Here is a 20,025-nt window from a genome sequence, read left to right on the forward strand (position 1 = left end):
CCGGGTCGCCGGGTCGCCGGGTCGCCGGGTCGCCGGGTCGCCGGGTCGCCGGGTCGCCGGGTCGCCGGGTCGCCGGGTCGCCGGGTCGCCGGGTCGCCGGGTCGCCGGGTCGCCGGGTCGCCGGGTCGCCGGGTCCCCGGGTCGCCGGGTCGCCGGGTCCCCGGGTCCCCGGGGAAGGCGGGCGTGCCCCTCCGCCGGACGCGCCCCCCGCCGGGTGCGGCTTCGCCGCGCCGGACGCGCCCCCCACCGGGTGCGGCTTTGCCGCGCCGGATGCACCCGCGCTGGAAGCGGCCTCTCCCCGCCGAGAGCGGCTCCCCTCCCCGCCAGCCGCACCGCGCCGGATGGGCCCCGCCGGAGGCGGCTTCGCCGCGCCGGATGCGCCCCCCGCCGGGGGCGGCCTCTCCCCGCCGGATGCGGCCGTGTCGCTCCGCCGGCCGCACTGCGCCGGATGCGCCCCCCGCCGGGGGCGGCCTCTCCCCGCCGGATGCGGCCGTGTCGCTCCGCCGGCCGCACCGCGCCGGACGCGCCCCCCGCCGGGGGCGGCCTCTCCCCGCCGGATGCGGCCGTGTCGCTCCGCCGGCCGCACCGCGCCGGACGCGCCCCCCGCTGGAAGCGGCCCCCCGCCGGAGGCGGGCGGTCGTGGCCGGGCCGCCCGCGGCCCGGGCTCCGGTCAGCCCGCCGCAGGCGCCGGCGCCTCGTTCAGCAGGGCCCGCAGCCGCGTCGTGCGCTCGCCGGCCGGCGGGGCCGTCACGGCCCGGGCCAGCGCCGGCCCGCAGCCCTGCACCACCGACAGGTGCCGCTCGGCGCGGCCGAAGGCCGTGTACACCCAGCGCCGGTCGAGCGCCCCCGCCGCGTCCCCGGGCAGCACCGCCACCACGGCGGGCCAGCGCTGGCCCGCCGCCTGGTGGGCGGTGATCGCCCACCCGTGCCGGAGCGTCTCGGCCACCCGCTCCCTGGGCACCACGAACCGGCCGTCCTCGTCGGCCACCCACAGCCCCCGTTCGTCCGCCTCGGCCACCCGCACCAGCCGCAGCCGGCCGGGCGCGGGGGAGTAGGCCGCCCGGTCGCCGGGGTCGAAGCCGCCGAACGCGCCGGGGCCCGGGTTCAGCCGGTCCTTGAGCGCCGCGTTGAGCGCCCGGGTGCCGGCCGGCCCGCCGTGCCCGGGGACGATCACCTGGACCCGCTCGGCGCCGACCTCGAAGGCGCGCGGGATGGACTCGACGACCAGCTGAACCGTGCGGTGCACCGCCTCGCCCGGCTCGGCGACCGGAACGATCACCACCTCCCGGTTCGGCGCCTCGACGGCGAGCAGCTCGCCCACGCCGATCCCCGAGACCAACTCGCCCACCGGGCCCGGGTCCGGCGTGCGGGAGACGACCCTGGGGAAGCGCCCGGAGGCCAGCACGTCGGCCAGCACCTGGCCGGGCCCGGCCGAGCCCAGCAGCAGCGGGTCACCGCTGAGCACCAGCCGCGCCCCGTCCGGCAGCGACTCCACCAGCGCGGCGCCCGGCTCGGCCGCCAGCTGCGCCGCGTCCAGCACCACCAGCAGGTCCAGCGGGAGGTGCCCCTCCGCGTCCCGCTCCGGCCCCTCGGCGCCGGCCAGCAGCCCGGCCACCGTCACCGCCGCCACCGGCGCCTCGGCGCCCAGCGCCGCCGCCAACCGCCGCCGCCCGTCCGCCTGATGGGCCGCCACGGCGGCCCGAAGCCCCAGCCGGGCCGCGGCCAGCGCCAGCGCCACCGGCTCCGCCCTGGCGGCCTCGCCGCCCGTGTGCGCCACCACGGCCGCGCCCGCCGCCGCGCGGATCAGCTCGCCGGCCGACGCGCTCGGCGCCGCGCCGGCCGCCTCCGCCCAGCCGCCGGCCGCCTCGCCCTCCGGCGCGGCGAACGTGCCGTGCAGCCGGGCCAGGCCGTCGGCCAGGCTCTCCTCGGCCAGCGCATGGTGTTCGAGCCCGACCAACACCCGCACCTCGGCGGCCGGTTCGTCCTCACCGGCGGGCGCCTCCAGCGGGGCGCCCCGGTCCTGGAAGACCAGCACCGCGCCCTCCTCGATGGCGGTGCTGACCGCAGCCTCGGGCTCGGGTACGCCCTGCTCGCGCAGCCCGGCGGCCAGCTGGCCCGGCTCCAGCACGGTGTGTCCGGCGAGCGCCGCCCGCTCCAACAGCCAGCCGACCAGCGCCTGTCCGCGCCGTTCGTCGCCCGGGCCCGCCTCGTCGCCCAGCAGCGCCCTGGCGAACTCGTCGGCCTGGCCCGGCGGAACGCCCGGCGTCGCCAGCAGCAGCCACGGGTCGGCGCGCAACTGCGCCTCCGCGCCCTCCCCGAGCGCCAACGCGACCCGGGGCGCGAGCGCCTCCGGCGCGCCCCCGGCGGCCAACAACGCCGGCAGCCCCTCCGGCACGGCCACCGGCCCCGCCTCGGCCGCCGGCGGGCGTGGCCCGCCCCGCTGGGCCGGCTTCGGCGGCTTCGGCGGCTCGGGCCGGTTGAAGAACGAGGCGGCGGGGCGCTCACCGCTCTCCACGGCCCGCACGGCGGCCCGCAGCTCCGCCGCCGCGTCGGCGGGGGTGGCGTGCTCGGAGGTCACAGCGAACTCCAGTCCTGGTCGGGATAGTGGTGCACCGGCGCCGAGACGTCGTCCAGGGCCCGGCGAATCTCATCGGGAAGACTAAGCGCCTCCACTGACAACGCCTCCTCCAGCTGGCGCGCCGTCCGCGCGCCCAGCAGCGGCGCCGCCACCCCGGGCCGGTCCCGCACCCAGGCGAGCGCGACCTGTGCCGGCGTCACCGCGAGCCCGTCGGCCGCTATGGCCACCGCGTCCACGATCCGGCCGGCCGCCTCGTCCAGATAGGGCGCGACAAAGCCCGCCAGCACCTCGGATGCGCCCCGGGAGTCGGCCGGCCTGGCGCCCTCCCGGTACTTGCCGGTGAGCACCCCACGCCCCAGCGGCGACGACGGCAGCAGCCCCAGCCCCAGGTCCAACGCGGCCGGCAACACCTCGCGTTCCACGCCGCGTTGCAGCAGCGAGTACTCCATCTGCGTGCTGGCCAGCCGGGTCCGGCCCAGCGGCGCCGCCAGCTGCCAGGTCGCCGCCTTGGCCAGCTGCCAGCCACAGAAGTTGGAGACCCCGGCGTACCGGGCCCGGCCGGTGGCGATGGCCACGTCCACCGCCTGGAGCGTCTCGTCGAGCGGCGTCTCGGGGTCGAAGGCGTGGATCTGCCACAGGTCGACGTGGTCGGTGCGCAGCCGCGCCAGGGAGGCGTCGAGCGCCGCCAGCAGGTGGCCGCGCGAGGTGTCGAAGCGGCGGTCCGGGTCCGGCACGCTGCCGGCCTTGGTGGCGATCACCAGGTCCTCGCGCGGCACCGAGCCGCCGACCAGCCGGCCCAGCATCCGTTCCGCCTCGCCGTCCGCGTAGACGTCGGCGGTGTCGACCAGTGTGCCGCCGGCGGCCCAGAACGTCTTCAGCAGCTCGGCAGCGTTCCGCTCGTCGATCTCCCTGCCCCAGGTGAGGGTCCCGAGCCCGAGGCGGGAGACGCGCAGTCCGGTACGGCCGAGGTGCCTGAGATCCATGGGCGTTGAGGGTACTTGCGGGCACGCGCTACAGTCCGGGGGACCGGTGCGTTACCGGTGAGTAGGCGGCGGTGAAGGGGAACTCATGCGGCTCGGAATCAACCTCGGCTACTGGGGCGCCGGGATGGACGCGGACAACCTGGCGGTCGCCCAGGAGGCGGACCGCCTCGGGTACGCGGTCTGCTGGGCGGCCGAGGCGTACGGTTCCGACGCCCCGACCGTACTGTCCTGGGTCGCGGCCCAGACCGAACGCATCGACGTGGGCTCGGCGATCCTCCAGATCCCGGCCAGGACCCCGGCGATGACGGCGATGACGGCGGCCACCCTGGACAGCCTCTCCGGCGGCAGGTTCCGGCTGGGCTTGGGCGTCTCGGGGCCGCAGGTCTCCGAGGGCTGGTACGGGGTCCGCTTCGACAAGCCGCTGGCCCGCACCCGCGAGTATGTGGAGATCGTCCGCAAGGCCATGTCCCGCGAGCGGCTGACCCACCAGGGCGCGCACTGGACGCTGCCGCTGCCCGAAGGGCCGGGCAAGCCCATCAAGCTGACCGTGCACCCGATCCGCGAGCGCGTTCCCCTCTACATCGCGGCCATCGGCCCGAAGAACCTGGAGCAGACCGGCGAGATCGCCGACGGCGCCCTGCTGATCTTCTTCTCGCCCGAGCACGCCGAGGAGACGACGCTGGCGCCGCTGCGCGCCGGGCGGGAGCGGATCGGTCAGACCTTGGACGGCTTCGATGTGGTGCCGACCGTTCCGCTGGCCATCGGTGACGATCTGACCGCGCTGGCCGACCACTTCCGCCCGTACACCGCGCTCTATGTGGGCGGGATGGGCAGCCGCACGCAGAACTTCTACCACCGGCTCGCCCATCGGATGGGCTTCGGCGAGGCCGCCGACACCATCCAGGAGCGCTATCTCGCCGGGGACCGGGACGGCGCGGCCGCCGCCGTGCCGCACGAGCTGATCGACGCGACCACGCTGATCGGCCCGGTGGAACGGGTCGCCGACCGGATGCGGGCCTTCGCCGACGCCGGCGTCAGCACGCTCTCGCTCGCCCCGGCCGGGTTCACCCGCGAGGAGCGGTTCGCCGGCCTGCGCGCCGGCGTCGCCGCCCTGGAGCGCGCGGGCCTCGCCTGAGGCGCGCGGCGGCTCTCCGCGCGCCGGTGAACGGATGGCCGCCCGTTCAACAGCCCACCCCGCACGGGGGACAGCGCCTCGAAGCCCCGGTGGCCGCGTTGCCCCGCTGCTCTACCCTGGTCGCCATGCCCACGCTTCTGCTGCTCCGGCACGGCCGGACCACCGCCAACTCCTCGGGGCTGCTCGCCGGCCGCACCCCCGGCGTCGACCTCGACGACTACGGGCAGGAGCAGGCGCGGGCGCTGCCAGGACGGCTGGCCGGGGTGCCGCTGGCCCTCGTCGTGCACAGCCCCCTGCTGCGCTGCGCGCGCACCGTCGCCCCGCTGCGCGAGGCGCGCCCCGAGCTGCCGGTCCACGCCGACGAGCGGGTCACCGAGTGTGACTACGGCCGGTGGACCAACCGGCCGCTCAAGGAACTGGCCGAAACCGAGCTGATGCGCACCGTCCGCGTCCAGCCGTCCGCCGTGGTCTTCCCCGAGGGCGAGGCGCTGCGCGACGTCCAGCACCGCGTGGTGGCGGCCGTCCGCGAGTGGGACGCCCGGGTCGCCGAGGAGCACGGCGCCGACGCGGTCTGGCTCATGTGCACCCATGGTGACAACATCAAGGCCGTGGTCGCCGACGCGCTGGGGATGCATCTCGACCTGTTCCAACGGCTGTTGCCGCACCCCGCCTCGGTGACCGCGATCCGCTACACCGAGCCCCCGATGTTGCTGCGCTTCGGGGACACCGGAGACCTGGGCGAGTTCGTGCCGCAGACCGAGGCGGCCACCCGGGACGTCGCCGAGACCACCGAGTCCCCGGTGGGCGGCGGCGCCTAGGCACAACGTGGGCCGCACCCGGTGGCCGGCCACGGACGGTCCCGGGCACGGTGATCGCGAAGCGCAGTAGGGTGCACGTGTCCCAGCAATCGATCCCCCGGAGCAGTACGTGTCCCGTCAGGTCTTCCTCTACGACCCTCCCGAACGCTTTGTCGCCGGGACCGTCGGGTTGCCTGGCCGCCGCACGTTCTTCCTACAGGCGTCGGCGGCCGGCCGTACCACCAGCGTCGCGTTGGAGAAGGCGCAGGTGGAAGCGCTCGCAGAGCGCATCGACGAGTTGCTGGACGAGGTCGTCCGGCGCTCGGGAGGCAACACCTCGGTCCCGGCCGTCGCCCCCTCCGAACTCACCGACACCGCGCCGCTGACCTCGCCAGTCGACGAGGAGTTCCGGGTCGGCACCATGGCCCTGGCCTGGGACGGCGAGGCCGAGCGCATGATCGTCGAGGCGCAGGCGCTGGTCGAGCTGGAGGCGGACTCCGAGGAGGAGTTCGCCGAGGCCGAGGAGCGGCTGCTGCGCGACGACGAGAACGGCCCGCCCATGCTGCGGGTCCGGCTCAGCGGCACCATGGCGCGCGCCTTCGCCAAACGCGCCCTGGAGGTCGTCAACGCCGGCCGCCCGCCCTGCCCGCTGTGCAGCCTGCCGCTCGACCCGGAGGGACACGTATGTCCGCGCCAGAACGGATACCGTCGCAGCCGGGCGTGAGCACGTACGAGGTCCTCGCCGAGGGCGAGTTGACGATCCTGGGGCAGATCACCGACGCCTCCAACGCGGTCCTCTACGCCACCGTCGAACGGGCCGGCCGCACGCTGCACTGCGTCTACAAGCCGGTGTCCGGCGAACGCCCGCTGTGGGACTTCCCCGACGGCACCCTCGCCGAGCGGGAGGTCGCCGCCTACGAGGTCTGCCGCGCGCTGGGCTGGGACCTGGTGCCGCCGACGGTGCTGCGCGAGGGGCCGCTGGGCGTCGGGATGTGCCAGCTGTGGGTGGGCCCTAAGCCGGACGCGGCCGACTTCGGCCGGGGTCCCGAGCGGCTGCTGGCCCTGGTCGAGGGGGAGGAGCCGGGGCCAGGCTGGAAGGCCGTCGGCTTCGCCGAGGTCGCGGAGGGCCGGACGGCGCTGCTGGTGCACGCCGACGACGCGCGGCTGCGCCGGCTGGCCACCCTGGACGCGGTGATCAACAACGCCGACCGTAAGGGCGGCCACCTGCTGCCGCTGGACGACGGCCGGCTGCACGCCATCGACCACGGGGTCAGCTTCCACGCGGAGAACAAGTTGCGGACGCTGCTGTGGGGTTGGGGCGGCGAGCCGCTGCCGGCGGAGATCCGCGCGGCCCTGGCCGGGCTGGGCGATGAGTTGGCCGACGGGCGCCCGCTGGCGAAGCGCCTCGCGGAGCTGCTGACCGGGGAGGAGTGCGAAGCGCTCCGCGAACGGGTTGCCGACCTGCTCGCCACCGGCATCCACCCCCTCCCCGGCGGCGAGTGGCCCGCGATCCCCTGGCCCCTGATCTGACGGCCCCTGATCTGGCTGGCCCCTGATCTGGCCGGCCCCTGATCTGGCCGTGGGCGGCGGTCCCTCAGTCCTCCTCCGGGCCCTCCGGGCCCTCGGGGTCCGTGCGGGAGAGCGCCTCCGCGACCATGCGGGTGGCGAAGTCCGGGTCGTCGGTGACGCGGTTGATGTGTTCGGCGAGGAGGAGGGCGGTGACCTCCAGGGGGGTCATCTCCTCCTTGGTCCAGTCCCCGTACTGGAGGCGCCACAGGTTCGGGCTCAGGCCGGTGCCGGCGGCGATGACCAGACCGGCCATGGTCGGGATGGTCTCGGGCCGGACGCTCCTGGGCATCATCCGCATCGTGCTCACGAGGGTGGGGACCACGTACTCGATGACGTCCTTGTCCTCGTCCTCGTGGGCCTGGCGCAGCCAGCTCATGAACATGTAGATGAGCGAGCAGGCGCCCTCCAGGACGTCCCGGGCTCCCTTGGGGCTCAGGGAGGCGGTGAACTGGTCGATCATCGCCTGGTGTTCGGGGTCGGTGCCGTCTTTCCCGGCGTGGAAGCTCTTGAGCCGGGAGTCGATGATCATGAGCGCCGCGCCCACGTCACCGGTCGGGGAGTGTTCGGGGCCGTAGGGCGAGGACACGGGATCTCCTTCTCAGCTGTCTGCGCCGCGTGTGGACGGTGCCGCGCGACATCGCCGCCGCGCGTGACCGGTGCCGCGCGTGACGGCGGTGCGCGACACGCCGCGTCCGTACAGTAACGGCCCGACCGGCCGGCCCGGCAGGGCCCCGGCCCGCCCGCCCGTGTGCCGTGCCTCCGTCGAACGGGCGCCGGCGCGGCGAAACCACTGCTCAACTCGGGGAACGCCGGGCCGGCCCGCCGCGAGCGCACCCGGAGCCCGTGGCCAGGAGCGTCCGCCCGCACAGAAGTCCGATGGTGTGACGGGCGCCGGCGGGGCCCTCGGCGGAGCGGCGACGACCGGGGCCCGCCCCCGGGGGGCTCCCGCCGGGACGGGGCTCGGCCCAGGACGTTAGGCTCGGTGGCATGTATGCCTGGCCTGCCTCCAAGGTCCCCGTTCTGCCCGGTCAGGGCCCGGATCTGACGATCCACGACACCTCGGCGCGGCGGTCGGTGACGCTGCCGCCCGGGCCCGTCGCGCGGCTCTATGTCTGCGGCATCACCCCCTATGACGCGACCCACATGGGGCACGCGGCCACCTACACCGCGTTCGACCTCGTGCAGCGGATCTGGCTGGACTCGGGGCGGCAGGTCGAGTACGTGCAGAACGTCACCGACGTCGACGACCCGCTGCTGGAGCGGGCCGAGGCCACCGGGGTGCCGTGGACCGAGCTGGCGGAGCGCGAGACCGCGCTGTTCCGCGAGGACATGACCGCGCTGCGGATGCTGCCGCCCGACCACTACGTCGGCGCGGTGGAGGCCATACCCCGGATCGTCCCGCTGATCGAACGGCTCCGGGAGGCCGGTGCCGCCTACGACGTGGACGGCGACACCTACTTCTCGGTGGCCTCCGACGCCCGCTTCGGATCGGTCGCCGGGCTGGACGCCGCCACGATGCGCGAGCTGTCCGCCGAGCGCGGTGGCGACCCGGACCGGCCCGGCAAGAAGAACCCGTTGGACCCGCTGCTGTGGCGGGCCGCCCGCCCGGGCGAGCCGTCCTGGGACGGCGCCAGCCTCGGTGCCGGCCGGCCCGGCTGGCACGTGGAGTGCGTGGCCATCGCGCTGGACCACCTCGGCATGGGCTTCGACATCCAGGGCGGCGGCTCCGACCTCGCCTTCCCGCACCACGAGATGGGCGCCTCGCACGCCCGCGTCCTCACCGGCACCCACCCGTACGCGCACGCCTATGTGCACGCTGGGATGGTGGGCTACGAGGGCGAGAAGATGTCCAAGTCCAAGGGCAATCTGGTGCTGGTCTCCCAGTTGCGGAGGGACCACCGGGACCCGGCGGCCATCAGGCTGGCGCTGCTGGCGCACCACTACCGCGCCGACTGGGAGTGGACCGACGACGTGCTCGGCGCGGCCGAGGCCCGGCTGGCCCGCTGGCGGCACGCCGTCTCCCGGCCCGAGGGCCCGCCGGCCGAGGCGCTGGTGGCCGAGGTGCGGGCCGCGTTGGCGAACGACCTGGACGCGCCGGCCGCGCTGCGCGCCGTCGACCGCTGGGCCGAGGCCCAGGACCGCGACGGCGGCGACGACCCGGGCGCGCCCGGCGTGGTCACCCGCGCGGTGGACGCGCTGCTGGGCGTCGCCCTGTAGGCGCGCCGAGGGCCCCCGCCCCCGGCCGAAGAACCAGCGACGCGCGACAACTTCCCGCTCATACAAGGAAGTTGACGCGCGTCGCACAGGCCGATCGACCGCCGGGGTGGCTACTCCTCCGGCTCCTTGCCGCCCCCGTCCTGCGGGCCGCCCTCGCCCTCGGGCGGGCGCGGCCGGCGGGGCCGGTGGCTGCCTGGGTCGCGCAGATAGGAGCCCTGCTCGCCGCTGCCCGGCGGCTGCCCGTCGCGGCGCCGCAGATACCGTTCGAACTCCTTGGCGATGGCCTCACCCGACGCCTCCGGCAGCTCGGCGGTGTCCCTGGCCTCCTCAAGGGACTTCACATACTCCGCCACCTCGCTGTCCTCGGCGGCGAGTTGGTCGACGCCGATCTGCCAGGCGCGGGCGTCCTCCGGCAGGTCGCCCAGCGGGATGCCCAGGTTCAGCAAATCCTCCAGCGCGTGCAGCAGCGCCAACGACGCCTTCGGGTTGGGCGGTTGGGCCACATAGTGCGGCACGGCCGCCCAGAGCGTCACCGCCGGGACGCCGGCGTGGCCACAGGCCTCCTGGAGGATGCCGACGATGCCGGTCGGTCCCTCGTACCGCGACTCCTCCAGGTCCAGGGTCCTGGCCAGGTCCTCGTCCGAGGTGACGCTGGTGACCGGAACGGGACGGGTGTGCGGGGTGTCACCCAGCAGGGCGCCCAGCACCACCACCATCTCCACGCCCAACTCGTGGGCGAAGCCCAGGATCTCGTTGCAGAACGAGCGCCAGCGCATACTCGGTTCGATGCCCCGCACCAGCACCAGGTCCCGCCGCCTGACCGGGCCGTCGTCGGAGCCGATCCGGACCACGGAGAGCCTGGTCGTGGGCCAGGTGATGCGTCGCACCCCGCCGTCCAGCCAGATGTGGGGACGGTTGACCTGGAAGTCGTAGTAGTCCTCGGCGTCCAGGGCCGCGAACACCTCGCCCTTCCACTCCCGTTCCAGGTGTGCCACCGCTGCGGAGGCGGCGTCACCAGCATCGTTCCAGCCTTCGAACGCGGCCACCATGACCGGGTCAACCAGCTCGGGAACTCCGTCGAGCTCGATCACCCAGCGCCTCCTCCCGGCCGGGACGGGACGGTGTTGTCCGACCCGGCTGCATCAAGTTTCCGTGCGGCCCCAGCCTACGGCGTGACCGTGCCCAGCCGGCCGTCCTCGTACGCCTGCCCGGGGCAGGCTTGTCGCCGAACGGCTCGCCCCCGGGTCCGGAACGGCTCCGACGGACCGTTCATTCCCACAGGGCGGTGGGCGCCTCGCGGCGCAGCACGGGGGCGACCTCCTCGGCGAACCGGTGCAGCGTCTCGATCTGTTCGGAGCGCCCGGCGCCGAGCCCGTCCACGGTGAGGGACAGCAGGTCATGGCGGTAGGAGGCGTGGAAGCCCAGGATCTTGTCGATCACCCGCTGGGGGCTGCCGATCAGCGCCGGGCCGCTCTCCACTGCCTCCTCGACGGTGGTGAACGGTGTGTTGTAGCCGGCCCTGCCCACCAGGTGCGGCTTGAACGACTGGCGCACCCGGGCCTCGTAGAGCGCGCCGTAGCGCTCGATCGCGCGCTCGGTGGTGTCCGCGAGACACAGCCCGCCCGAGCCCGCGCCGAGGAACGCCAGGGCCGGGTCGTGGCCGTGCGCCGCGTACCGCTCCCGGTAGTGGTCAACCAGCCGAACGTACGCCTCCCTTGGCTGGATCGCATTGGCCGTGAAGAGCGGGTCGCCATAACGGGCCGCCAGCTCCGTGGAGTTCTCGCTGGTGGCCGAGCCGTGCCAGACCCGGGGCGGCCCGTCGAACGGGCGCGGCACGGTGGTGACGCCGTGCAGGGGTGGCCGGAACTCACCCTTCCAACTGACGTTCTCCTCCCGCCACAGCCGGCGCAGCAGCGCGTACTTCTCGGCCAGCAGGTCCCACTGCCGCGCCTCGTCCAGCCCGTAGAGCGAGAAGTGGCCGGCCTCGGCGCCCTTGCCGATCACCAACTCCAGGCGGCCGTGCGCCAGTTGGTCGAGGGTGGCGTACTCCTCGGCGACCCGCACCGGGTCCAGGACGGAGAGCACGGTTACTCCGGTCAGCAGCCGCACCCGGGAGGTGCGGGCGGCGATCGCGGCCAGGACGACGGCCGGGCTGGAGGACAGGAAGTCGCCGGCGTGGCGTTCGCCGACGGCCACCGCGTCGAAGCCGAGCCGCTCGGCGGCGACGGCCACCTCGACCACGTCGGCCAGCCGCTCGGCGGCCGGCGTCACCGCCCCGGTCAGCGGGTGCGGGGCGGAGCCGATCAGCGACAGCACCGAGAACCTCATGCGGTGGGCACCTCCTTCGGGTCCCGGCCGGGCCGGGCCCGGGTGCCGGGGATGGCGGCCAGCAGCTCGCGGGTGTAGGGGTGCGCGGGCTCGGCGAAGATCCGGCCGACCGGCCCCTCCTCGACCACCTCGCCCCGGCGCATCACCGCGACCCGGTGCGCGATCCGGCGCACCACCGCGAGGTCGTGCGAGATGAACAGGTAGGCGAGCCCCAACTGCTCCTGGAGCGTGGCCAGCAGGTCCAGGATCTGGGCCTGTGAGGTCACGTCCAGCGCGGAGACCGGCTCGTCGCACACCACCAGGTCCGGCTCCAGCGCCAGCGCCCTGGCGATGGCGACGCGCTGCCGCTGCCCGCCGGACAGCTCGGCCGGCCGCCGGTGCAGGGTGCGGGCGGGCAGGCCGACGCGCTCCAGCAGGTCGGCGGCGCGGGCCTGGCGGACCCGGCGCGGACCGACGCCGAAGGCCCGCAGCGGCTCGCCGATCACCTCGCCCACCGAGAAGCGGGGGTTCAGCGAGGCGTACGGGTTCTGGTAGACGATCTGCGCCCGGCGCCGCAGCCGGCGCAGGGCCGAGCCGCGCAGCGCGGTGATGTCCCGCCCGTCGAAGTCGATCCGGCCCGAGGTGGGGTCGGTCAGCCGCACCAGCATCCGCGCGGTGGTCGACTTGCCCGAGCCCGACTCGCCGACCAGCGCGAGGGTCTCGCCGGTGCGCACCGCCAGGCTGACCCCGGCGACCGCCCGGGTCGGTGCGGCCCCGCTGCCGCGCGGCGCGGGGAAGACCTTCACCAGGTCCTCGGCCCGCACCAGCGGCGGCCGCTCCGGGTCGGCGGCCGGCGGGCGGGCGGCGACCGGGCCGCCGTCCAGGCTGGGCGCGGAGCGCAACAGGGCCTTGGTGTAGGGGTGTTGGGGGTCGCCCAGCACCCGCTCGGCCGGGCCGACCTCCACGATCCGGCCCTGCGACATCACCGCGATCCGCCGGGCCCGGTCGGCCGCGACGCCCAGGTCGTGGGTGATCAGCAGCACGGCGGTGCCGGTGGAGCGGGTCAACGTCTCCAGGTGGTCCAGGATGTGCCGCTGCACGGTCACGTCCAGCGCGCTGGTCGGCTCGTCGGCGATCACCAGGCGCGGGTCGGCGGCCAGCGCGATGGCGATCAGCACCCGCTGCCGCAGGCCGCCGGAGAGCTGGTGCGGGAACTGCCGGGCGCGCACGGCAGGTTCGGGCACGCCGGCGCGCTCCAGCAGGGCCACGGCCCGCTCCCGCGCCTCGGCCCGGTCGGCGAGCCGGTGGATCAGCAGCACCTCGGCGACCTGGCGGCCCACCCGTTGCACCGGGTTGAGGGAGACGGTCGGGTCCTGCGGCACCAGGCCGATCTCCCGGCCGCGCAGCGAACGCAGCCGGCGCTCGTCGGCCCGGGCCAGGTCCGTTCCGTCGAAGTCGATCCGGCCGGCCACCCGCACCCCGCCCGCCGGCAGCAGCCCCATCACGGCGTGCCCGGTGCTGCTCTTGCCCGAGCCGGACTCGCCGACCAGCGCCACCACCTCGCCCGGCGCGACGTCCAGGCTCACCCCGCGCACCGCCTCCTCGACCCCGCCCCGGGTGCGGTAGTTCACCCGCAGGTCGGCGATCGACAGCAACGGCCGCTCGGCGACCCGCTCCTGAGGTTCCGTCACGACGCCTCCCCCGTTCCCCGTTCCAGCGCGCGGGCGACCCGGTTCGCCGCCAGCACGGTCAGCGCGATCGTCAGCCCGGGCAGCGTGGTCAGCCACCAGGAGGTGGCCAGGTAGTCGCGGCCGCCGGCGACCAGCGAGCCCCACTCGGGCTCCGGCGGCACGGCCCCGTAGCCGAGGAAGCTCAGCGAGGAGATGGCCAGCACCACCGTGCCGAACTCGACGGCCGCGAAGACCACGACCGGTCCCCACGCCCCGGGCAGCACATGGCGCAGCAGCACGCCGGGCCAGCGGGTGCCGGAGGCGTGCGCGGCCTCCACGTAGTCGCTCTCCCGCACCCGGAGCACCTGCGCGCGCATCACCCGGGCGAAGCCCGCGATGCTGACGGCGCCCACCGCGACGGCCACCCGCGTGGTGCCGAAGCCGAGCGCGGTGATCAGCGCCAGCGACAGCAGCAGCCCGGGGATCGCCAGCAGCACGTCGGCCACCCGCATCAGCACGTCGTCGACCACGCCGCCCACCGCGCCGGCCAGCAGCCCGAGCAGCGAGCCCGGCACCAGGCCGATGGCGATGGCCAGCAGCGCGGCGCGCAGCGTCGGCGCGGTGCCGTGCACCGTGCGCGACAGCAGGTCGCGGCCCAACTGGTCGGTGCCAAAGGGGTGTTCGAGGCTGGGCGGCAGCAGCTTGTCGGCCGGCACCCCGGTCAGCGGGTCCTGCCCCGTCAGCAGCCCGGGCACCAGCGCGGCCAGCCCGACCAGCACCAGTAGCACCACGGACAGCACCAGGCCCGGGGCGCGCAGCAGGGCCCGCGCCCGGGACGGCCACGCGGCGGCGGGCGAACGTTCCACGGTCGTCTCGGACGTCATCGCGCCACCGCCCCGCCCGTGGTCACCCGGGGGTCGAGCAGCGGGTAGACCAGGTCGACCAGCAGGTTGGCCAGCACGAACGCCACCGCGCCCAGCACCACCAGGCCCTGCACCACCGGAATGTCCTGCACGGTGACCGAGGTCGCCGTGATCCGCCCCACCCCCGTGCGGGAGAAGACCGTCTCCACCACCACCGAGCCGGCCAGCAGGTTGCCCACCAGCACGCCGAAGACCGTGAACGCCGGCAGCGAGGCGTTGCGCGCCGCGTGCCGCAGCGTCACCCGCGCCCGGCTGGCGCCCTTGGCCAGGGCCGTCTCCACATAGGGCTCGCGCAGCGCGTCCCGCAGGCTCTTGGCGAAGACCTGCGCCAGCACCGCCGAGGTCGGCAGCGCCAGCGTCAACGCCGGCAGCACCAGACTGCGCCACCCCTGGTCGCCGATCGCCGGCAGCAAGCCCCAGCGGAACGACACCAGTTGGATCAGCAGCAGCCCCACCCAGAAGGTGGGCGCCGAGGCGCCGACCGAGGGCAGCGACAGCAGCAGCTGCCGCAGCCAGGGCCGCCGGGTGTGCGCGCCGGCCAGCGCCACCGCCGAGCCGAGCAGCAGCGCCAACGCCCCGCCCGCGCACGTCAGTTGGAGCGTCGCCGGCAGCTGCTCGGCGACCATGGCCGAGACCCGCTCCCCGGTCTGCACCGAGGTGCCCAGGTCCCCGGTGAGCGCCGCGCCCAGCCGGTCCAGGTACTGCTCGGCCAGCGGCGCGTCCAGCCCGTACTCGGCCCGCACCGCGTCCAGTTGCTCGTCGCTGATCTCGGTGACCTCGCCGCCGCCGGCGGCCATGATCTCCACTGGGTCGCCGGGCAGCAGATAGAGCACCGCGAAGGAGAGCGTGTAGGCCGCCCACAGCACCAGCACCGCCTGGAGCAGCCGGCGCGTCACATACCGTCCCATCCCTGGCCGCCGCTCAGCCGCGCCAGGTGTCGTGGAACTGGAGCCGCGAACTGGCCTCGAAGTCCAGGTCGTGGACGTCCCCGTCCAGACCCAGCACCGTGGTCAGCTCGAAGACCGGCACCAGATAGCCCTTCTCCAGCAGCTCCCGCTGGAGCCGCTCCACCAGCGGCCCGCGCACCTCGGGGTCGACGGAGGCGTTCTGCTCGTGCAGCAGCGCCTCCAGGTCGGGGTCGTCCACCCGGGAGAGGTTGGCCAACTCACTGGAGAACGCGGCCCGCAGGATGTCCGGGTCGGTGCGGGTGGTGTTGGACCAGGCGTAGTCGTAGTCGCCCTCCTCGCGGACGGCGTTGTACTCCGCGATGGTGACCGTCCGCAGCGTGACGTCGATGCCGACCTCCCGCAGCTGCTGCTGGATCAGCTCCAACGAGGGTTGGTTCGGGCCGAAGTTGGCGCCCCACACGATGTCCAGGTGCAACGGCTGCCCGTCCCGCACCCGGATGCCGTTGGGCCCCTCCTCCCAGCCGGCCTCCGCCAACAGCGCCTCGGCGGCGGCCGGGTCGTGGGCCAGCAGCTCGGAGTGGTCGGCGTACAGGTCGGTGGTCGAGGCCAGCGAGCTGGTCGCCGGCCGGTAGGACTCCGACAGCACGGTGTCCACGACCTCCTGCCGGTCGATGGCCAGCGAGACCGCCTGCCGCACCCGGGGGTCGGCCGGGATGGGCCGTTCCAGCTGCGGGAAGAGGGAGAACGGCAGCCCCGGGTTGGCGCGCCGGTCCAGCGTCAGGCCCGCCGCCTCCAGCGTCGCCTCGTCCTGCGGGGCCACGCCGCCGATCGCGTCCACCTGCTGCGAGGACAGCCCGCCGGTGCGCACCCCCGACTCGGGGATCACCTCGAACGTCAGCCGCTCCAGGCGCGCCGGTCCCTCCGGCTCGTCCCACAGCGAGGAGCCCCAGGCGTAGTCCTCCCTGCGGACCTGCCGCACGAAGCTGTTGAGGCGGTACTCCTCCAGCGTGAACGGGCCCGAGCCCACCACCGTCACGCACCGGTCGGCCGGGTCGCTCTCCAGGGTGGCCGGCGACAGCAGGCCCAGTGCCGGCGTCGAAGTGGCCTGGAGGAACTGGGCGTTGGGCCGCTCGAAGGTGACCTCTGCGGTCAACTCGTCCAGCACCTCCGTGTCCTGGTAGCCCGTCAGATAGCTGGTGGCCAGCGGCGCCCTGGCGCCCAACTCGACGATGCCGTCCAGGTTCCGCCGCAGCGCCTCGGCGTCGAGCGGCGCCCCGTCGCTGAACGTCACGTCCTCGCGCAGGGTGAACGTGTAGACCGTGGCGTCCTCGTTGACCTCCCAGGACTCCGCCAGCCAGGGCACGATCTCCCCGGTCTCGGGGTCCTGGTCGGTGAGCGAGTCCACCAGCTGCCTGGCCGGATAGATCGAGTCGTTGGTGCCCGCCTGCTGCGGGTCGGCGCAGGTCGGCGCCGAGGCCAGGGCGAAGGTCAACTCCCCGCCCGAGATTGGCTCCCCGGCTTCCTCACCGGAGCCGGAGGACGAGGCGGCCGAGGAACAGCCGGAGACCAGCAGCGCGCCACACAGCAGCGCCGCCGGCACGACCGGCCGGCGGCGGGCGGCGGGGAACAACGACGGAGACGACGACGAGAGACTGAACCGCACGGGCGACAACTCCTTCAGGTCGCAACGCAGTTCAGTCTCTCGCCGTCGTGTTGACGGGGTATGAAGGGAAGATGGTCTAAACGCCGGTGCCCAGCACCCGCTCGACCTTCTCCCGCACCTCCGGCGTGTCCAGGCCCCTGACGGTCAACGTGGTGCGCCGGCGCAGCACGTCGTCCGGCGTCTCGGCCCACTCCCGGTCCCTGGCGTAGACGAGCTGCGCCATGATCTCCGGGCTGTCCGGATGCACCCGCTCGCCCAACGCCCGGTCCTGGCGCGCCAGTTCGGCGACGTCCAACGCCAAGGAGCCGTAGTGGCCGGCCAGATGAGCCGCCGTCGCCGGGCCGAGCAGCTCGCCCAGCTCCGGGTCGGCCAGCAGCCGGTGGGCCACCGCGTTGGGCACCGCCACGCCCGGCAGCGGCACCCGCCGCACCAGGTCGGAGACCGGCTCCATCTCCGCGCCCAGCGGGCCGCCCGGCAGCTTCGCCAGCTTGCGCAGCACGGTGCGCCCGATGTGCCGGTAGGTCGTCCACTTGCCGCCCGCCACCGACAGCATCCCGCCGGCGCCCTCGGTGACCACCGTCTCCCGCTTGGCCTTGGCGACCCCGCCCGGACCGCCCGGCAGCACCCGCAGCCCGGCGAAGGCGTAGGTCATCAGGTCCCGGTCCAGCTGCTCGTCGCGCACCGAGTGCCCGGCCTCGTCGAGGATCTGCGCGATGTCCGCCTCGGTCGGCGCGACCTCGCCCGGGTCGCCCTCGTAGGTCTCGTCGGTGGTGCCCAGCAGCAGCTGGTCCTCCCAGGGCAGGGCGAACGTGATCCGGTACTTGTCCACCGGGGTGGCCAGCGCCACCGGCCAGGGCGCGACCCGCCGCATCACCAGGTGCACGCCCTTGGAGAGCCGCACGCTGGGCTCGGCGCCGGGGTCCTCCATCAGCCGCAGCCGGTCCACCCACGGGCCGGTCGCGTTGAGCACCAGCCGCGCGTTGACGCCGAACTCCGTGCCGTCCAGACGGTCCCGCAGCTCGGCCCCGGTGACCCGCCCGGCCGTCTTCCGCAGCCCGGTGACCTCGGCGTGGTTGAGCACCGTCGCGCCGGCCTCGGCGGCGGCGCGGACCGTCATCACCGCGACGCGGGCGTCGTTCATCTGGTGGTCGCCGTAGACCGCGACAGCCTTGAGGCCCTCGGTGCGCAGCGCGGGCACCGTGGCCGCCGCCTTCTTCGGCGAGACGACCCGGCCGACGCCGTCGCCGAAGGCGGAGAGCGCCGAGTAGGCGAAGACCCCGGCGCCGAGCTTGGCCGCGCCGTGCGGGCCGCCCTCGTAGACCGGGAGGTAGAAGGTGAGCGGGTTGACCAGGTGCGGCGCGACGTCCTTCGCCAACACCCGCCGCTCGTGGTGGTTCTCGGCCACCAGGCGCACGGCGCCGGTCTGGAGGTAGCGCAGGCCGCCGTGCACCAGCTTGGAGGACGCGGACGAGGTGGCGCCGGCGAAGTCGCCGGCGTCCACCATCGCCACCCGCAGACCCGACTGGGCGGCGTGCCAGGTGACCGAGGTACCCAGGATGCCGCCCCCGATGACCAGCAGGTCATAGGCAGCCTCGGCGAGCCGCTGCCGGGTCTCGGCGCGCCGCTCGGCGCGGGCTATCGCGGCCGGTTCGGCTGTCGGGTGCGGGGTGTTCATCTGATGTCAGCCTTCCTCGTCGAGCCAGCCCATGGTCCGCTGCACGGCCTTGAGCCAGAACTGGTACTCCCGGTCGCGCTCGGCCGGGTCCATCTCGGGCGTCCACTCGGCCGCGCGTCGCCAGTTGGCCCGCAGGTCCTCGATGTTGGACCAGAAGCCGACGGCGAGCCCGGCGGCGTAGGCGGCGCCGAGACAGGTCGTCTCGGAGACCATCGGCCGCACCACGGGTGCGTCCAGAAAATCCGAGATGTTCTGCATGAGTAGATTATTGGACGTCATCCCGCCGTCCACCTTGAGGGAGGTCAGCTCGACGCCGGAGTCCTTCTTCATGGCGTCGACGATCTCCCTGGTCTGCCAGGCCGTGGCCTCCAGGACCGCCCTTGCGATGTGGGCCTTGGTGACATAGCGGGTCAGACCGGCGATGACGCCCCGCGCGTCGGCCCGCCAGTAGGGGGCGAACAGCCCGGAGAACGCGGGCACGAAGTAGGCGCCGCCGTTGTCGTCCACCGAACGGGCCAGCGTCTCGATCTCGGCCGCGCTGTGGATCAGGCCCATCTGGTCGCGCATCCACTGCACCAGCGCGCCGGTGATCGCGATGGACCCCTCCAGCGCGTAGACCGGCTGCTGGTCGCCGATCCGGTAGCCCACCGTGGTGACCAGGCCGGCATAGGAGTTGATGGCCTGGTTGCCGGTGTTCATCAGCAGGAACGTTCCGGTGCCGTAGGTCGACTTCGCCTCGCCCACCGAGAAGCAGGTCTGCCCGAAGAGCGCGGCCTGCTGGTCGCCCAGCGCCGAGGCGACCGGCACGCCGTCCAGCACGCCGCCCTTGGCGTGGCCGTAGACCTCGGAGGAGGAACGAATCTCCGGAAGAACCCCCATCGGTACGCCGATCGAGTCACAGATGCGCTCCTCCCAGCGCAGCGTGCGCAGGTTCATCAGCATCGTGCGGGAGGCGTTGGTGACGTCCGTGACGTGCGTCCCGCCGTCGGGGCCGCCCGTCAGGTTCCAGATCACCCACGAGTCCATCGTCCCGAAGAGGATCTCGCCGCGCTCGGCGCGCTCCCGCAGCCCCTCCACGTTGTCCAGCAGCCACCGGATCTTCGGCCCGGCGAAGTAGGAGGACAGCGGCAGCCCGGTCTCCCGGCGGAAGCGGTCCTGGCCGACGTTGCGCCCCAGCTCGCGACAGAGCGCGTCGGTGCGGGTGTCCTGCCAGACGATGGCGTTGTGGACCGGCTCGCCCGTGGACCGGTCCCACAGCAAGGTGGTCTCGCGCTGGTTGGTGATGCCGATCGCCTTGACGTGTTCCTTGGTGATCTCGGCCTTGGCCAGCGCGCCGGCCACGACCTCCTGGACGTTCGCCCAGATCTCCCTGGCGTCGTGTTCCACCCAGCCCGGTTTGGGAAAGATCTGCTCGTGCTCCTTCTGTTCGACGGAGACGATGCGCCCGTCGCGGTCGAAGACGATGCAGCGGCTGGAGGTGGTGCCCTGGTCGATCGCGGCGATGTACTCGCGCGCCTCGGTGGTGAGTGCGGGGTCCTGAGCGTCAGTCATGGTTGGCGACTCCTGGTCGTGGCGGTGCGGTCGTGCGTGAGGCGGGTAC

The 20,025-nt window shown here is 74.4% G+C and carries 16 protein-coding genes; 5 read left to right on the forward strand and 11 right to left on the reverse strand.

Annotated elements, in window-relative coordinates:
- Positions 1-670 precede the first annotated feature (670 nt).
- On the reverse strand, positions 671-2,578 hold the full coding sequence (locus tag FH609_RS22050; RefSeq protein ID WP_226961878.1) for an ATP-binding domain-containing protein: 1,908 nt from the start codon (positions 2,576-2,578) through the stop codon (positions 671-673).
- Entirely contained in the window at positions 2,575-3,561 is a 987-nt protein-coding gene (locus FH609_RS22055; protein ID WP_139670778.1) for an aldo/keto reductase, read from the reverse strand. The genes FH609_RS22050 and FH609_RS22055 overlap by 4 nt, the downstream gene beginning before the upstream one ends.
- 85 nt (positions 3,562-3,646) lie before the next feature.
- Here FH609_RS22055 and FH609_RS22060 point away from each other — a divergent pair, with 85 nt between their 5' ends.
- The 4 genes from FH609_RS22060 (at position 3,647) to FH609_RS22075 (ending at position 7,023) form a co-directional block, all read left to right on the forward strand.
- A complete protein-coding gene (locus FH609_RS22060) occupies positions 3,647-4,696 on the forward strand; it encodes an LLM class F420-dependent oxidoreductase (protein ID WP_139670779.1) in 1,050 nt (349 codons plus the stop codon).
- 125 nt (positions 4,697-4,821) lie between these two features.
- Positions 4,822-5,514: an MSMEG_4193 family putative phosphomutase gene (locus tag FH609_RS22065; protein ID WP_139670780.1), complete on the forward strand. Its 693-nt coding sequence runs from the start codon at positions 4,822-4,824 to the stop codon at positions 5,512-5,514.
- A gap of 109 nt (positions 5,515-5,623) precedes the next feature.
- A complete protein-coding gene (locus FH609_RS22070) occupies positions 5,624-6,217 on the forward strand; it encodes a DUF3090 domain-containing protein (RefSeq protein ID WP_139670782.1) in 594 nt (197 codons plus the stop codon).
- Complete coding sequence (locus FH609_RS22075) at positions 6,178-7,023, forward strand: SCO1664 family protein (protein WP_139670784.1); 846 nt, start codon at positions 6,178-6,180, stop codon at positions 7,021-7,023. The genes FH609_RS22070 and FH609_RS22075 overlap by 40 nt, the downstream gene beginning before the upstream one ends.
- A 64-nt stretch (positions 7,024-7,087) precedes the next feature.
- Here the strand turns inward: FH609_RS22075 and FH609_RS22080 are convergent, their stop codons facing one another.
- Positions 7,088-7,648: a hypothetical protein gene (locus tag FH609_RS22080; protein ID WP_139670787.1), complete on the reverse strand. Its 561-nt coding sequence runs from the start codon at positions 7,646-7,648 to the stop codon at positions 7,088-7,090.
- Between the two features lie 401 nt (positions 7,649-8,049).
- Between FH609_RS22080 and mshC the strand changes: the two genes are divergently transcribed.
- Positions 8,050-9,279 (forward strand): cysteine--1-D-myo-inosityl 2-amino-2-deoxy-alpha-D-glucopyranoside ligase, encoded by a 1,230-nt coding sequence (gene mshC / locus FH609_RS22085; RefSeq protein WP_139670788.1) that lies wholly within the window; start codon positions 8,050-8,052, stop codon positions 9,277-9,279.
- 110 nt (positions 9,280-9,389) lie between these two features.
- On the opposite strand, the gene FH609_RS22090 is transcribed toward mshC, so the two are convergent.
- The 8 genes from FH609_RS22090 to glpK form a co-directional block, all read right to left on the reverse strand.
- Positions 9,390-10,370, reverse strand: coding sequence for a PAC2 family protein (locus tag FH609_RS22090; RefSeq protein ID WP_139670790.1), 981 nt, complete (start codon positions 10,368-10,370; stop codon positions 9,390-9,392).
- Between the two features lie 178 nt (positions 10,371-10,548).
- Positions 10,549-11,607, reverse strand: coding sequence for an LLM class flavin-dependent oxidoreductase (locus tag FH609_RS22095; protein WP_139670792.1), 1,059 nt, complete (start codon positions 11,605-11,607; stop codon positions 10,549-10,551).
- A complete protein-coding gene (locus FH609_RS22100) occupies positions 11,604-13,277 on the reverse strand; it encodes an ABC transporter ATP-binding protein (protein WP_139670795.1) in 1,674 nt (557 codons plus the stop codon). Before FH609_RS22100 ends, FH609_RS22095 begins: the two co-directional genes overlap by 4 nt.
- Positions 13,274-14,140: an ABC transporter permease gene (locus FH609_RS22105; protein ID WP_139670797.1), complete on the reverse strand. Its 867-nt coding sequence runs from the start codon at positions 14,138-14,140 to the stop codon at positions 13,274-13,276. The genes FH609_RS22100 and FH609_RS22105 overlap by 4 nt, the downstream gene beginning before the upstream one ends.
- Positions 14,137-15,087, reverse strand: a complete 951-nt coding sequence (locus FH609_RS22110) for an ABC transporter permease (RefSeq protein WP_139670799.1) — start codon at positions 15,085-15,087, stop codon at positions 14,137-14,139. The genes FH609_RS22105 and FH609_RS22110 overlap by 4 nt, the downstream gene beginning before the upstream one ends.
- A gap of 13 nt (positions 15,088-15,100) precedes the next feature.
- Complete coding sequence (locus tag FH609_RS22115; protein ID WP_226961879.1) at positions 15,101-16,750, reverse strand: ABC transporter substrate-binding protein; 1,650 nt, start codon at positions 16,748-16,750, stop codon at positions 15,101-15,103.
- A 76-nt stretch (positions 16,751-16,826) separates the two neighbouring features.
- Positions 16,827-18,425: a glycerol-3-phosphate dehydrogenase/oxidase gene (locus FH609_RS22120; protein ID WP_139670801.1), complete on the reverse strand. Its 1,599-nt coding sequence runs from the start codon at positions 18,423-18,425 to the stop codon at positions 16,827-16,829.
- Between the two features lie 6 nt (positions 18,426-18,431).
- Positions 18,432-19,976 (reverse strand): glycerol kinase GlpK, encoded by a 1,545-nt coding sequence (gene glpK, locus FH609_RS22125; RefSeq protein WP_139670803.1) that lies wholly within the window; start codon positions 19,974-19,976, stop codon positions 18,432-18,434.
- Between the last annotated feature and the right edge of the window lie 49 nt (positions 19,977-20,025).

It is taken from the genome of Streptomyces sp. 3MP-14, assembly GCF_006334905.2.
In the GTDB taxonomy this organism is placed as follows: Bacteria; Actinomycetota; Actinomycetes; order Streptomycetales; family Streptomycetaceae; genus Streptomyces; species Streptomyces triticirhizae.

Bases quoted from the DNA above. Each gene is read 5' to 3' on its own strand.
- FH609_RS22055 (WP_139670778.1), bottom strand. From the start codon at position 3,561: ATGGATCTCAGGCACCTCGGCCGTACCGGACTGCGCGTCTCCCGCCTC.
- FH609_RS22060 (WP_139670779.1), top strand. From the start codon at position 3,647: ATGCGGCTCGGAATCAACCTCGGCTACTGGGGCGCCGGGATGGACGCG.
- mshC (WP_139670788.1), top strand. From the start codon at position 8,050: ATGTATGCCTGGCCTGCCTCCAAGGTCCCCGTTCTGCCCGGTCAGGGC.
- FH609_RS22095 (WP_139670792.1), bottom strand. From the start codon at position 11,607: ATGAGGTTCTCGGTGCTGTCGCTGATCGGCTCCGCCCCGCACCCGCTG.
- FH609_RS22110 (WP_139670799.1), bottom strand. From the start codon at position 15,087: ATGGGACGGTATGTGACGCGCCGGCTGCTCCAGGCGGTGCTGGTGCTG.
- FH609_RS22105 (WP_139670797.1), bottom strand. From the start codon at position 14,140: ATGACGTCCGAGACGACCGTGGAACGTTCGCCCGCCGCCGCGTGGCCG.
- FH609_RS22120 (WP_139670801.1), bottom strand. From the start codon at position 18,425: ATGAACACCCCGCACCCGACAGCCGAACCGGCCGCGATAGCCCGCGCC.
- glpK (WP_139670803.1), bottom strand. From the start codon at position 19,976: ATGACTGACGCTCAGGACCCCGCACTCACCACCGAGGCGCGCGAGTAC.
- FH609_RS22075 (WP_139670784.1), top strand. From the start codon at position 6,178: ATGTCCGCGCCAGAACGGATACCGTCGCAGCCGGGCGTGAGCACGTAC.
- FH609_RS22065 (WP_139670780.1), top strand. From the start codon at position 4,822: ATGCCCACGCTTCTGCTGCTCCGGCACGGCCGGACCACCGCCAACTCC.